Source organism: Rahnella contaminans (assembly GCF_011065485.1).
In the GTDB taxonomy this organism is placed as follows: domain Bacteria; phylum Pseudomonadota; class Gammaproteobacteria; order Enterobacterales; family Enterobacteriaceae; genus Rahnella; species Rahnella contaminans.
This window is the reverse complement of sequence record NZ_JAADJS010000002.1, coordinates 276,988-291,265: the sequence shown is the minus strand read 5'-3', so window position 1 is coordinate 291,265 and position 14,278 is coordinate 276,988. Positions and strand designations below refer to the sequence as shown.

Sequence of the window (14,278 nt, the reverse complement as noted above, 5' to 3'; positions counted from 1 at the left end):
CTGACCGTTTGCCGGCATGATGCCTCTGATGACGGAACACCATTTTACGTATGAAAAACAGACGTCTGAAAACACGCTTACCCACAGTGCTGGCTGCCACAATCTGGTCAGTATTGTACAGTCACGGCGCAATGGCCGACCTCGCGCAACAATGTATGCTCGGCGTTCCGACCTATGACAAACCTTTGGTGCAGGGTGATCCTAATTCACTGCCTGTGACCATCAATGCCGACAAGGCCACCGGAAATTATCCTGACAGCGCGCTTTTCAGCGGCAACGTTAATATCGTTCAGGGTAACAGTACGCTCGATGCCGATCATGTTCAGCTCAACCAAATTGCCAATCCCAATCAGCCCACTCCGACCCGTACCGCCACGGCGACCGGGAACGTGCGTTATAACGATAACCAGATCAAGCTGAACGGGCCGAAAGGCTTTGCAAACCTGACCACCAAAGATACCGATGTCCAGAATGGCGATTACCAGATGGTAGGCCGTCAGGGCCGCGGTAATGCTGACAAGATGAAGCAGCGTGACAACAACCGCTACACCATCATGGATAACGGCACATTCACGACCTGTCTGCCTGGCGATAACAGCTGGAGCGTGGTGGGTTCAGAAGTGATTCAGGACCGCCAGGAAGAAGTGGCTGAAATCTGGAATGCCCGTTTCCATATCGGCCCGGTTCCCGTGTTCTACAGCCCGTACATGCAGTTGCCGATCGGTGACAAACGCCGTTCGGGCTTCCTTATTCCGAACGCCAAATACAGCAGCAGCAACGGCTTTGGCCTGACCGTTCCCTGGTACTGGAACATCGCGCCAAATTACGATGCCACGATCACGCCGAACTACATGAGCAACCGTGGTCTGCAATTGCAGAACGAATTCCGCTATCTGACCGTGGCCGGTGCAGGTCTGATGGAGTTCGATTATCTGGGCGACGATAAGAAAATCGATCAGCAGTACGTGGATGATGAGAACCGGACCAGCGATAAGACTAAGCGCTGGATGTACTACTGGCGTCATGCCGGCGTATACGATCAGGTTTGGCGCTTCAATGTCGACTACACCAAGGTCAGTGACCCGTACTACTTCACCGATTTCGATTCGAAATACGGTTCAAGCACTGACGGCTATTCCACGCAAAAATTCAGCGTAGGTTATGCCAACCAAAACTGGGATGTGACGCTGGCCAGCAAGCAGTTCCAGGTGTTTTCGGATTACGGTAACAGCAATGCTTACCGCGCCCAGCCACAGCTGGACATCAACTATTACAAAAACGATGTGGGCCCTTTCGACCTGCATCTTTATGGTCAGGCGGTGAAATTCACCAGCGTTAACCCTGACAACCCGGAAGCGGTGCGTACTCACTTCGAACCGACCCTGAGCCTGCCGCTGAGTAACGCCTGGGGAAGTCTGGATAACGAAGTTAAGCTGATGGCGACCCACTATCAGCAGGATATTCCGGATGCGTATTACGATGCGAACCCGGACACCAAACTTCGTTCTTCAGTAAACCGCGTTATGCCTGAGTTCAAAACCGACGGCAAAATGGTCTTCGACCGGACGATGGACTGGGACAGTGATTACACCCAGACTCTCGAACCGCGCGCACAGTATTTGTACATTCCGTATCGTAACCAGAGCGGGATTAATACCTATGACTCGACGCTGTTACAGTCCGACTATACCGGCCTGTTCCGCGATAAGAGCTACAGCGGCCTGGACCGAATTGCTTCGGCAAACCAGGTGGCAACTGGTTTAACAACCCGTATTTACGACGAAAATCTGGAAGAGCGCTTCAATGCGTCTGCCGGTCAGATTTACTACTTCCAGCCACCGCGCACAGGCGACGTGAACAGTGCTCTGGATAAAAGTGATGACAGAGGCAGCCTGGTTTGGGCTGGTGACAGCTATTACAAAATCAATGACTTCTGGGGCGTTCGTGGTGGCGTGCAGTACGACACCCGTTTAGATGCACTGGCGTTGGGCGATGCCGTTCTGGAATACCGCGCTGACTCAGAAAGAATGGTTCAGTTGAGCTACCGTTATGCCAGCCCGGAATATATTCAGGCGACACTGCCAAGCGTGACCAACCCGGGATATCAGGATGGTATTTCTCAGGTGGGCGGGATCGCCAGCTGGCCGATTGCTGACCGCTGGGCGGTTGTTGCGGCCTATTATTACGACACCAAAGCACAGCAATCTGCCGATCAGCTGATTGGTTTGCAGTACAACACTTGCTGCTGGGCCATCAACGTGGGCTACGAACGTAAGATCACCAACTACGATACTGTTAAGTCCGAAAGCAAGTATGACAATAAGATTGGATTCAACATTGAACTTAGAGGCCTGGGGAACAATCAAACCCTCGGAACGAAAGAAATGTTGGCCAGCGGCATACTGCCTTATCAACGCGCTTTCTAAGCCGATACCACGATTGATGAGTTAAGACTCTACGAACTCAGTGAACTTGAAACCCGCGCTTGCGGATTAGACAAATGGAAAAAGTATGAAGAACTGGAGAACACTTCTCCTCGGCGTGACGCTTTGTGCCAGCACTGCGTTTGCAGCCCCTCAGGAAGTTGATAAAGTTGCCGCCGTCGTCAACAACGGCGTCGTATTGCAAAGTGACGTAGACAGCCTGTATCAGTCAGTAACGCAGCAGGCCAAGCAAGCAAACCAACAGCTGCCCGATGAAGCGACGTTGCGCCACCAGATCCTTGATCGTCTGATCATGGATCAGATCCAGTTGCAGATGGCGACCCGCATGGGTATCACGCTGACGGATCAGGATGTGGATAAAGCGATTGCCGGTATTGCACAGCAGAACAATATTTCCGTTGACCAGCTGCGTAGCCGTCTGGCTTATGACGGTCTGAACTACAGCACTTATCGCGCCCAGATCCGTAAAGAAATGCTGATCAGCGAAGTCCGTAACAGCGAAGTTCGCCGTCGCGTGACGATCCTGCCTCAGGAAGTGGATCAGCTGTCCAAACAGGTTGCGGCTCAGAACGGCAGCAGCGCTGAATTTAACCTCAGCCATATCCTGTTGCCATTGCCGGAAAACCCAACGCAGGATCAGGTTGATACGGCTGAACAGCTGGCGAAGAAAATCGTTGCCGATCTGAACAACGGCGCGGACTTCGGCAAACTGGCTATCACCTACTCTGCTGATTCCCAGGCGCTGAAAGGCGGCAACATGGGTTGGGGCAAATTGCAGGAATTACCTTCCCTGTTCGCTCAGGCGCTGAGTACTGCGCAGAAAGGCCAGGTTATCGGTCCGATCCGTTCAGGCGTGGGCTTCCACATCCTGAAAGTGAACGATATCCGTGGTGATAACAAAAGCGTTTCCGTCACTGAAGTCCATGCACGCCATATCCTGATCAAGCCATCCGTTGTGATGACCGATGCTCAGGCGCGCGCGAAACTGGAACAGGCTGCGGCGGATATCAAGAGCGGTAAAGCAACGTTTGCTGATGAAGCGAAACAGCTTTCTCAGGATCCGGGTTCTGCAAATCAGGGCGGCGATTTAGGTTGGGCGTCTCCGGATATGTACGATCCTGCGTTCCGCGATGCACTAATGAACCTGAAAAAAGGTGAAATCAGTGCGCCAGTTCATTCTTCCTTCGGCTGGCACCTGATCCAGTTACTGGATACCCGCCAGGTTGATAAAACAGATGCGGCACAGAAAGAACGTGCTTACCGCATGCTGTTCAACCGTAAATTTGCGGAAGAAGCCCAGACCTGGATGCAGGAACAACGTGCTGAAGCGTACGTGAAAATTATGGACGGTAATGGACAATAAAACACTGACAACGAAATCTGTCGTCATCACCCCCGGCGAACCTGCCGGGGTTGGGCCGGATCTGGTACTGGCGCTGGCTCAGCAGGCATGGCCTGTTGAGCTGGTGGTGTGTGCCGATCCGGCCCTGCTGCTTGAGCGCGCTGAAAAACTGGGTCTGAAGATCCAGTTGCGCGAATACCTGAAAGACAGCCCGGCAGAACCTCAGGCCGCGGGGACATTAACGGTTTTACCGGTCAGCACGGCTGTGCCTGTCACGCCCGGTAAACTGGATGTCGCCAACAGCCAATACGTGGTAGAAACGCTGGCCCGCGCCTGCGATGGCGCAATCAGCGGTGAGTTTGCCGCGCTGATTACCGGCCCGGTGCAAAAGAGCATCATTAACGATGCCGGTATCCCGTTTATCGGTCATACCGAATTCTTTGCTGACCGCAGCCATTGCAACCGCGTAGTGATGATGCTGGCAACGGAAGAACTGCGCGTCGCGCTGGCGACCACGCATTTACCGCTGTTAGCCGTACCGGGTGCGATCACGCGCGAATGTCTCCACGAAGTCATCACCATTTTGAATCATGATCTGAGAACCAAATTTGGCATCGCCGAGCCGCAAATCTACGTGTGTGGTCTGAACCCGCACGCCGGAGAAGGCGGTCATATGGGTCATGAGGAAATAGACATCATCATCCCTGCGCTGGAAGAACTGCGCCAGCAGGGAATGTATCTTATCGGTCCGCTGCCCGCTGATACGTTATTCCAGCCTAAATATCTGCAACACGCCGATGCTGTTTTATCGATGTATCACGATCAGGGCCTTCCGGTGCTAAAATATCAGGGATTCGGTCGCGCCGTGAATATCACGCTGGGCCTTCCCTTTATCCGGACTTCCGTTGATCACGGCACCGCCCTTGAACTCGCTGCAACCGGCACCGCCGATGCAGGCAGTTTCAAGACAGCAATAAATCTCGCCATTCGTATGGCAAATAACAGCAACGATAAATAACAACAATGAATAGTAGAGTCCACCAAGGTCACTTTGCCCGTAAACGTTTTGGGCAAAACTTCTTAACCGATCAGTTTGTTATCGATAGCATCGTGTCGGCCATTCATCCTATGCCGGGCGAATCTGTCGTCGAAATCGGTCCTGGCCTGGCTGCATTAACTGAGCCCGTCGCTTCACGTCTGGATAGCATGACGGTCATCGAACTCGACCGCGATCTGGCTACGCGTCTGGAAAACAATCCTAAGTTTCAGGGCAAGCTGCGCGTCATTCAGTCTGATGCAATGAAAATCAATTTTGGCGAGCTCTCCGAAGAGCTTGGTCAGCCGCTGCGCGTATTCGGCAACCTGCCGTATAACATTTCCACGCCGCTGATGTTCCACCTGTTCACCTACACCAACGCCATCAAAGACATGCATTTCATGTTGCAGAAGGAAGTGGTAAACCGCCTGGTTGCAGGCCCGAACAGCAAAGCGTATGGTCGTTTAACGGTGATGGCGCAGTATTACTGCAACGTTATCCCGGTGCTGGAAGTACCGCCGGAATCCTTTACACCGGCGCCAAAAGTGGAATCCGCCGTGGTGCGTTTAGTACCGCATGACGTGATCCCTTATCCGGTATCTGATATCCGCATTCTGAGCCGCCTGACCACCGACGCGTTTAATCAGCGTCGTAAGACTGTGCGTAACAGCCTCGGCCATCTGTTCACTCCTGAGCAAATGACGGAGCTGGGCTTAGATCTCAGCATGCGTGCTGAAAATATTTCGGTTGAGCAATACTGTAAACTGGCTAACTGGTTGTCCACGCGGCCTAAAACCCCGGAACCTCAGGAGTAGCGTTATGCTTAATTCGCCCCGTGTTTGTGTTCAGGTGCAAAGTATCTACGTAGAGTCACAGTCGATACCGGAAGAAGAACGTTTTGTTTTCGCCTACACCATCACGATCCGCAATCTGGGGCGTTTTAATGTGCAACTGCTTCGCCGTTACTGGCTGATCACCAACAGTAACGGCCGCCAGACCGAAGTTCAGGGCGAAGGGGTTATCGGTGAACAACCGCTGATCCTGCCTGGCAACGAATTCCACTACACCAGCGGCGCTGTTTTAGAAACGCCACTGGGCACGATGGAAGGCCATTACGAAATGGTCGCGCACGACGGTGAAAGCTTCCGCGTGCCGATCCCGGTCTTCCGCCTCGCCATCCCTACGCTGATAAATTAATCCACATGTCGACATATCTTATTGGTGATGTTCACGGCTGCATCGATGAACTCAAGGCGCTATTGGCGCAGGTGGATTTTGATCCGCAAAATGATGCTCTCTGGCTGACGGGCGATCTCGTCGCGCGCGGGCCGTCTTCTGTTGAAGTCCTGCGTTTTGTCAGTGGTTTGGGCGACTGCGTACGGATGGTGCTCGGTAATCACGATTTACATCTGCTGGCGGTTTACGCAGGCATCAGCTTTAACAAGCCGAAAGATCGTATTACGCCGTTACTCGAAGCAGAAGATGCCGATGAGCTGATCAACTGGCTGCGCCGTCAGCCGGTGTTGCAGGTAGATGAAGATCTGAAACTGGTGATGGCTCACGCCGGGATCACGCCGCAGTGGGATCTCGACACCGCAAAAATGTGCGCCCGCGAAGTTGAAGCCGTGCTGAGCAGCGACACTTACCCGCTGTTTCTCGATGCCATGTATGGCGATATGCCGAACAACTGGCATCCGGAGCTGAGCGGTCTGGCTCGTTTACGTTTCAGTACCAATGCGTTCACCCGCATGCGCTACTGTTTCCCGAACGGGCAGCTGGATATGATTTGCAAAGATGTACCCGAGAACGCGCCAAAACCCCTCAAACCCTGGTTTGATATTCCGGGTCCGGTGCAGGAAGCGGGTTACAGCATTGCGTTTGGTCACTGGGCATCGCTGGAAGGAAAAGGCGCACCGGAAGGCATTTACGCGCTGGACACCGGTTGTTGCTGGGGCGGGGATTTAACGATGCTGCGCTGGGAAGATAAAACCTATTTCACCCAGCCGTCGAACCGTCATAAAGAAAAAGAGCAATCAGAACTCCCGAAAGCACTGTAGTTTTTGGGCGGGATAAAAGTCAAAAGGCACCCCTGAAAGGTGCCTTTTTGCTTTGCGCGTCAGCCTGAAAAATCAGGCGCGACGGTCAAGGATTTCGAAGCAGTAGCCATGAGAGTTTTGCTCATCAGCGTCATGGAATTCGCTGAAAGTGCTTTCCCAGTCATCCGGCTCGTAGTCAGGGAAATGCGTATCCCCTTCCACTTCCGCATCAATGTGGGTCAGGTATAAACGGTTCGCCTTCGGCAATAATTGCTCGTATACGCGGCCACCGCCCATCACCATCACTTCTTCCACATCACCGGCAGCAGTCAGTGCGGCCTCCACAGACGTCACCCAGGTTACGCCATCGTGCGCACCTGGCTTTGAGCTGATGACGATATTCAGCCGGCCAGGTAACGGTCGCCCAATCGACTCGAACGTCTTGCGCCCCATGATGACAGGTTTGTTGAGCGTATTACGCTTAAACCAGGCCAGATCACCGGGTAAATGCCAAGGCATTGCGTTTTCCATGCCAATAACGCGATCGGTCGCCAGTGCGGCGATCAGGCTGATAATCATTAAGAAGCCCTGTGTTGATTAAAGAGACTCAAAAAAAGAGCCCACACTATACGGAAAGCCCAATCAACCGTCGATAGGGAGACTCACGCTTTACAAAGATATAAGAGCGCTCTTACCCTGACGGGATTTTACCCGCCTGATGTGCCAGTTTCGGGTCTGAAAGGGGGTTAAAAACCGGAAGAATTTTCATTTACCCAGCCGAAAATGCTGGAAACACGATCTGTAGTTTGCCCCTCCGATCACGCTTGTACAACTGAGCTTACACACCGGGGCGATTACGGTACAGTCATCGTCCTTTCCACCCTTAACCGAAATGTCAGTCGGGCAAAAAAAGCCATAAGAGTGATTTATCTTGCTAAGGATTGGCGTATCATGCGGCCTTCATTTTGTTCTGAACATTAACGACGGTTATTTCCATGCTTGAAACCACCCTTTTTGTTGCCAGTATTGCGTTCCTCGGCATGCTTTCTCCCGGCCCTGATTTCTTTCTGGTCATCAAAAATGCGGCCCGTTATCCTCGCGTTGCGGCACTGATGACATCGTTTGGGGTGATTTGTGGCGTGATCACGCATATGTCTTACTGCGTCGCGGGTCTGGCTGTCGTTATTACCACCACGCCGTGGCTGTTTGATTTATTAAAATACGTCGGTGCTGCTTATCTGATCTGGGTGGGTATTCAGGCGCTGTTCTCGCGCAGCAACAGTAAGATGAATCTCGACGGGCTGGAACCGCAGCAGGTCAAATTGCGTACCGCGTTTGTGCAGGGTTACTTGTGTAATCTGCTGAACCCGAAAGCCACGCTGTTCTTCCTGGCGATGTTTACGCAGGTCTTGCAGATCAACTCCACCCTGGGCGAAAAGTTGTGGTACGCGTCGATTATTGTCAGCTTATCTGTGGTCTGGTGGCCTTCGCTGGCACTGTTAATCCAGAGCGCACCGGTTCGCCGCGGTCTGGCAAAAGCGCAGAAAATTATCGATAAGCTGCTGGGTGGCGTGCTGATTGGTTTAGGCATTAAAGTGGCGTTGAGCTGATCAAAAAAGCCGGCATTTCAATTCTGTGCCGGCTTTCTGTTCTCCCTCTGAATCCTCAGAGTTTATCCTTTCGCTTCAATCACATCCTTTTCCGGCGCTTTTCCATCAATACTCCCGCGCCAGCCAGACTGAACCGATGACAAACGCTCCTGATCCTGCTCGATAGCCGCGGTCAGCATGTCCTTTGCACGTTGCATACTGGCGATACGGAATTCAGTATCTTCGTAATTCTCGATAGTGGCTTCGAGCATTTTCAGGTTATAGCGACGGAACAAATCAGCCTTTTCCCGCGCTTCATACGCATCCAGACCGAGTTCTTCCAGCACATCACGCCCTACGCGCAGTGAGCCTTCGAACAATTCACGCTCCGGTGCTTCCACGCCCAACTGACGCAGCTGATACCAATGGTCAACATCGCGGGCACGCGCAATCACCTTCAGGTTCGGGAAATGCTCTTTCGCCAGCGCCGTCAGTTGCAGGTTGGCTTCAACGTCATCGATGGCATTAATCAGCACCTTAGCCTGCGCCGCGCCTGCGGATTCGAGTAGATCCACGCGGGTCGCATCACCGTAAAACACTTTGGTGCCGAATTTCCGCAGCGTTTCGATATGATCCGGATCGTGGTCCAGAACGACTGTATGAACATTGTTGGCCAGCAGCAAACGACCGGCAATCTGACCAAAACGACCGAATCCGGCAATAATGACCTGCGCATTTTCGTCATCAATGGTGTCCTGCGGACGGTCATCTTTCGGCGCATTGCGCTCCATGCGGTTCGCAATTACCAGCAGCAGCGGCGTTACGGCCATTGAAAGCGCAACGGCGAGCGTCAGCGCTTTCGACCATTCGTCAGGCATCACGCCGGCCATTTTTGCAGCACTGAAAATCACGAAAGCGAATTCACTACCCTGCCCGATTAAGATCGCAAAAAGGCCACGTTGTTTTTTCGGTACACTCAGCCACGGCGCAATCAGCCACAACAGCGCCGCCTTGAGCGCCATAAAGCCTACCAGCAAGGTGGCGATCAGCAATGGCTGATGCACCAGCGTGCCGAAGTCGATAGACATTCCGACGCCGATAAAGAACAGGCCGAGGAGCAAACCTTTGAACGGCTGGATATCGCTTTCCAGCGCATGACGGTATTCCGAACTCGCCAGCAAAACGCCCGCCAGAAACGCGCCCATCGCCATCGACATGCCAGCCATCTCCAGCAGAATGCCGAAACCGAACACCAGGAAAAGTGCCACGGCGCTGAACACTTCGCGCATGCCGGAACGGGCAACAAAATGCAGCAAAGGCCGCGTAACGTAACGCCCAAGCAGCACCACCAACACCAGCGCACCGGCCACTTTTGCCGCCGACAGACCAAAGCTCAGAAGCGTTGTGGCTTCGCCGGTGCTGGCAAGAAGCGGGATCATCGCCACCAGCGGGATTGCCGCAATATCCTGGAATAACAGCACAGCAAACGCACTGCGGCCTAGCGGTGACGGCGTCAGACTGCGTTCGCTCATCGCCTGCATGGCAATCGCGGTGGAAGACAGCGCCAGCGTCATGCCAATTAACAAGGCAATTTTCCAGTCAAGGCCGAGGAAATAACAGAACGCGCTGAGTACCACGCCACAGCCGACCATCTGAATACTGCCGCCGCCAAAAACTGAGGCGCGCATGGTCCACAACCGTTTAGGATCCAGTTCCAGCCCGATGACAAACAGCATCAGCACCACGCCGATTTCCGCAAAGGTCAGAATCGACTCGGCATCAGAAACCAGTTTCAATCCCCACGGCCCGATAATACAGCCTGCGATCAGATAGCCGAGCACAGAGCCGAGCCCGAGGCGGACAGCAATAGGTACAAACAGTGCCGCGGAGCCAAGATAAATCAGCCCCTCAATCATCAGGTTATGATTATCCATGATTCACCTCCGGCGGGCAGCCTTCTTTCAGGCTCAGGCAGGCCGTCAGGCGACGACGATATTCTTCGCCCGCCGCTTTCAGCGCCACTTCGTCGCAAATGAAGGTGTTATGGACCGCAAAATACGGCAGCCAGTGCATACCGCAATAAATGGCCGTCGCCTGTAAAGGCTGGGCCAGCACATCGAAATCAGGATGATCACCCAGTTCAAAATGATGTTCGTTACCGCCGGTCGTCACTGCCCACAGACAATGTTTGCCGTTCAGCGCATTGCCTTCGTGACCGTATGCCCAGCCGTGCTCAAGCACTTTGTCGATCCACAATTTCATCAGCGGCGGCAGGCTGTACCACTGGATCGGATGCTGGAATACCACCAGATCAGCGCGTTCAACGGCTTGCTGTTCTGCGGCGATATCGATATTAAAATCGGGGTATAGATCATACAGCGAACGCACTTCAACGTTGGGTAAATCACTGACCGCCGAGAGCAGTCCCTGGTTGGCCCGCGAATGGCGCGGATAAGGGTGGGCGTAAATTATTAGAATCATGCAGGTCTCTTGTCTTATTTTATTTACTTCAGCATACGCAACTTTCGGCATTCGGGGGAAAACCGGATGCATAAAATGAAAAAGGCGCAGCTTTCGCCGCGCCTTTCATCTGGCAATTATGCCATCAGCCTTTGATTTTCGCGTGCATTTCCTGCACTGAAATCACCTGCTCAGTCGGGTCAGAAGACAGCGCCATCGCCGTGGCGAAACCGCCGTTAAGCGTGGTGTCGTAATGCACTTTGTATTGCAGTGCACTGCGGCGGATAAGCTTGGAGTCTTCAATCGCCTGACGGCCCGCCGTGGTGTTGACGATGTACACATATTCACCGTTCTTGATACGGTCCTGAATATGCGGACGGCCTTCATGCACCTTGTTGACCAGGCGCGGGTTAATCCCGGCTTCACCCAACACCACCGCCGTACCGTGTGTCGCATCCAGCTCGAAACCGCGTTTAAGCAGTTTCGCGGCCAAATCCACCACGCGGCCTTTGTCGCCTTCACGCACAGACAACAATGCGCGACCGGCTTTCTTCATGCCGGAGTTGCTGCCCAGCTGCGCTTTCGCGAACGCTTCTGCGAAGGTGCGGCCAACGCCCATGACTTCACCGGTAGAACGCATTTCCGGCCCGAGAATCGGGTCAACGCCAGGGAATTTGTTGAACGGCAACACCACTTCCTTGACGGAGTAGTATGGCGGGATGACTTCTTCGGTCACGCCTTGCTGCGCCAGCGTCTGGCCTGCCATGACGCGGGCGGCCACTTTCGCCAGCGCCACACCGGTCGCTTTAGACACGAACGGGACGGTACGTGCGGCGCGCGGGTTAACTTCAATCAGGTAGACTTCGTTGTTTTTCACCGCGAACTGGACGTTCATCAGGCCGCGAACGCTCAGCTCGAAGGCCAGTTTCTCAACCTGCTGACGCATCACGTCCTGAATTTCCTGGCTCAGCGTGTAACAAGGCAGAGAACATGCGGAGTCACCGGAGTGAACGCCAGCCTGCTCAATGTGCTCCATGATGCCGCCAATCAGCACGCGCTCGCCGTCGCAGATTGCATCGACGTCCACTTCAACAGCATCATCCAGGAAGCGGTCGAGCAATACCGGCGCATCGTTGGACACGCTGACCGCATTCTGGAAGTAACGGCGCAGGTCGATTTCGTCGTACACGATTTCCATTGCGCGGCCGCCCAGAACATACGACGGACGAACCACCAGCGGATAACCGATGCCTGCTGCTTTTTCGACAGCCTGTTCGATGGTCGCTACCGTGGCGTTAGCCGGTTGTTTCAGGCCCAGACGGTTAACCGCCTGCTGGAAACGTTCGCGGTCTTCGGCGCGGTCAATGGCGTCCGGGCTGGTGCCGATAATCGGTACGCCAGCGGCTTCAAGTTCCCGCGCCAGTTTCAGCGGAGTCTGGCCACCGTACTGCACGATGACACCTTTCGGCTGCTCGATGCGCACGATTTCCAGCACGTCTTCCAGCGTGACAGATTCGAAGTACAGACGGTCAGAAGTGTCGTAGTCGGTAGAAACTGTTTCAGGGTTACAGTTGACCATGATGGTTTCGTAACCGTCTTCACGCAGCGCCAGTGAGGCGTGTACGCAGCAGTAGTCGAACTCAATGCCCTGACCGATACGGTTCGGACCGCCGCCCAGCACCATGATTTTTGGTTTGTCGTTAGTCGGGTTGGATTCGCACTCTTCTTCGTACGTGGAGTACATGTACGCCGTGTCAGTTGAGAATTCAGCCGCACAGGTATCCACACGTTTGTAAACGGGGTGCAGATTGTATTTGTGGCGCAGTTTGCGCACTTCGCTTTCGGATACACCCACCAGTTTAGCCAGGCGCAGGTCAGCAAAGCCTTTGCGTTTAAGCATGCGCAGGTATTCCGGCGTCAGTATGTTAAAACCGCCTTCGGCGACTTCATTTTCCAGTTTCACCAGCTCTTCAATTTGCACCAGGAACCAGCGGTCGACGTTGGTCAGGTTGAAGATACCATCAACGGACATCCCGGCGCGGAAGGCGTCAGCGATGTACCAGATACGCTCCGCGCCCGCTTCTTTCAGCTCGCGACGGATTTTCGTCAGCGCTTCCGGGTCGTCCAGGCTCACTTTCGGGTCGAAGCCGCTTGCGCCCACTTCCAGACCGCGAAGGGCTTTTTGCAGCGATTCCTGCTGGGTGCGGCCAATCGCCATCACTTCGCCAACGGATTTCATCTGCGTGGTCAGACGGTCGTTTGCACCGGCAAATTTCTCAAAGTTGAAGCGTGGGATTTTCGTCACAACGTAGTCAATGGACGGTTCGAACGACGCAGGCGTTTTGCCGCCGGTGATGTCGTTCATCAGTTCATCGAGGGTGTAACCCACCGCCAGTTTCGCCGCCACTTTGGCGATCGGGAAACCGGTCGCTTTAGAGGCCAGCGCGGAAGAACGGGATACGCGCGGGTTCATCTCGATAACAATCAGACGGCCATTTTTCGGGTTCACCGAGAACTGGACGTTGGAACCGCCGGTTTCTACGCCGATTTCACGCAGTACCGCCATCGAGGCGTTACGCATGATTTGGTATTCTTTGTCGGTCAGGGTCTGCGCGGGTGCCACGGTGATGGAGTCACCGGTGTGGATGCCCATCGCATCGAAGTTTTCGATTGAGCAAACGATGATGCAGTTGTCGTTTTTATCACGCACCACTTCCATCTCGTACTCTTTCCAGCCAATCAGCGACTCATCAATCAGCAGCTCTTTGGTTGGGGAAAGATCCAGACCGCGTTCGCAAATCTCTTCAAATTCTTCACGGTTGTAAGCGATACCGCCACCGGTGCCGCCCATGGTGAATGAAGGACGAATGATGCACGGGAAACCGACGTCAGCCGCGATCACCAGCGCTTCTTCCATGGTATGCGCAATGCCTGAACGAGCGGTATCAAGGCCGATTTTCTTCATCGCAATATCGAAACGGCGACGGTCTTCGGCTTTATCAATGGCGTCTGCGGTCGCGCCAATCATGGTCACGCCGAATTCTGCCAGCACGCCCTGACGTTCCAGTTCCAGTGCACAGTTCAGTGCAGTCTGGCCGCCCATGGTTGGCAGCACGGCGTCCGGACGTTCTTTCTCAATAATCTTGCGCACAACTTCCCAGTGAATCGGCTCGATGTACGTCGCATCAGCCATTTCCGGGTCAGTCATAATCGTTGCCGGGTTGGAGTTCACCAGAATGACGCGGTAACCCTCTTCACGCAGCGCTTTACACGCCTGTGCGCCGGAATAGTCAAACTCACACGCCTGGCCGATAACAATCGGGCCTGCGCCCAGAATCAGGATGCTTTTTATGTCTGTACGTTTTGGCATT

The 14,278-nt window shown here is 53.9% G+C and carries 11 protein-coding genes; 7 read left to right on the top strand and 4 right to left on the bottom strand.

What is annotated here, in order from left to right:
• Positions 1–50 precede the first annotated feature (50 nt).
• The 6 genes from lptD (at position 51) to apaH (ending at position 6,879) form a co-directional block, all read left to right on the top strand.
• A complete protein-coding gene (gene lptD / locus GW579_RS10505) occupies positions 51–2,426 on the top strand; it encodes an LPS assembly protein LptD (protein ID WP_152325159.1) in 2,376 nt (791 codons plus the stop codon).
• An 85-nt stretch (positions 2,427–2,511) separates the two neighbouring features.
• Positions 2,512–3,807 carry a peptidylprolyl isomerase SurA gene (surA, locus tag GW579_RS10500; protein WP_152325160.1) on the top strand — a complete coding sequence of 432 codons (1,296 nt, stop codon included), beginning with the start codon at positions 2,512–2,514 and terminating at the stop codon, positions 3,805–3,807.
• Positions 3,797–4,804, top strand: a complete 1,008-nt coding sequence (gene pdxA / locus GW579_RS10495; RefSeq protein ID WP_165058974.1) for a 4-hydroxythreonine-4-phosphate dehydrogenase PdxA — start codon at positions 3,797–3,799, stop codon at positions 4,802–4,804. The genes surA and pdxA overlap by 11 nt, the downstream gene beginning before the upstream one ends.
• A 5-nt stretch (positions 4,805–4,809) precedes the next feature.
• Positions 4,810–5,637: a 16S rRNA (adenine(1518)-N(6)/adenine(1519)-N(6))-dimethyltransferase RsmA gene (rsmA, locus tag GW579_RS10490; protein WP_152325162.1), complete on the top strand. Its 828-nt coding sequence runs from the start codon at positions 4,810–4,812 to the stop codon at positions 5,635–5,637.
• Positions 5,638–5,641: 4 nt separating this feature from the next.
• Positions 5,642–6,019 (top strand): Co2+/Mg2+ efflux protein ApaG, encoded by a 378-nt coding sequence (gene apaG / locus GW579_RS10485; RefSeq protein WP_152325163.1) that lies wholly within the window; start codon positions 5,642–5,644, stop codon positions 6,017–6,019.
• A gap of 5 nt (positions 6,020–6,024) precedes the next feature.
• Positions 6,025–6,879 carry a bis(5'-nucleosyl)-tetraphosphatase (symmetrical) ApaH gene (apaH, locus tag GW579_RS10480; RefSeq protein WP_152325164.1) on the top strand — a complete coding sequence of 285 codons (855 nt, stop codon included), beginning with the start codon at positions 6,025–6,027 and terminating at the stop codon, positions 6,877–6,879.
• Positions 6,880–6,951: 72 nt separating this feature from the next.
• Here apaH and folA read toward each other — a convergent pair whose 3' ends face one another.
• Entirely contained in the window at positions 6,952–7,437 is a 486-nt protein-coding gene (gene folA / locus GW579_RS10475) for a type 3 dihydrofolate reductase (protein WP_152325165.1), read from the bottom strand.
• 416 nt (positions 7,438–7,853) lie between these two features.
• Here folA and GW579_RS10470 point away from each other — a divergent pair, with 416 nt between their 5' ends.
• Positions 7,854–8,468, top strand: a complete 615-nt coding sequence (locus GW579_RS10470; RefSeq protein WP_165058972.1) for a LysE family translocator — start codon at positions 7,854–7,856, stop codon at positions 8,466–8,468.
• A 62-nt stretch (positions 8,469–8,530) separates the two neighbouring features.
• Here the strand turns inward: GW579_RS10470 and kefC are convergent, their stop codons facing one another.
• From kefC to carB, 3 genes are all read right to left on the bottom strand, one after another.
• On the bottom strand, positions 8,531–10,381 hold the full coding sequence (kefC, locus tag GW579_RS10465) for a glutathione-regulated potassium-efflux system protein KefC (protein ID WP_165058970.1): 1,851 nt from the start codon (positions 10,379–10,381) through the stop codon (positions 8,531–8,533).
• Positions 10,374–10,928: a glutathione-regulated potassium-efflux system oxidoreductase KefF gene (gene kefF, locus GW579_RS10460; RefSeq protein ID WP_152325168.1), complete on the bottom strand. Its 555-nt coding sequence runs from the start codon at positions 10,926–10,928 to the stop codon at positions 10,374–10,376. Before kefF ends, kefC begins: the two co-directional genes overlap by 8 nt.
• Positions 10,929–11,052: 124 nt before the next feature.
• Positions 11,053–14,277, bottom strand: coding sequence for a carbamoyl-phosphate synthase large subunit (gene carB, locus GW579_RS10455; protein WP_152325169.1), 3,225 nt, complete (start codon positions 14,275–14,277; stop codon positions 11,053–11,055).
• Position 14,278 lies beyond the last annotated feature (1 nt).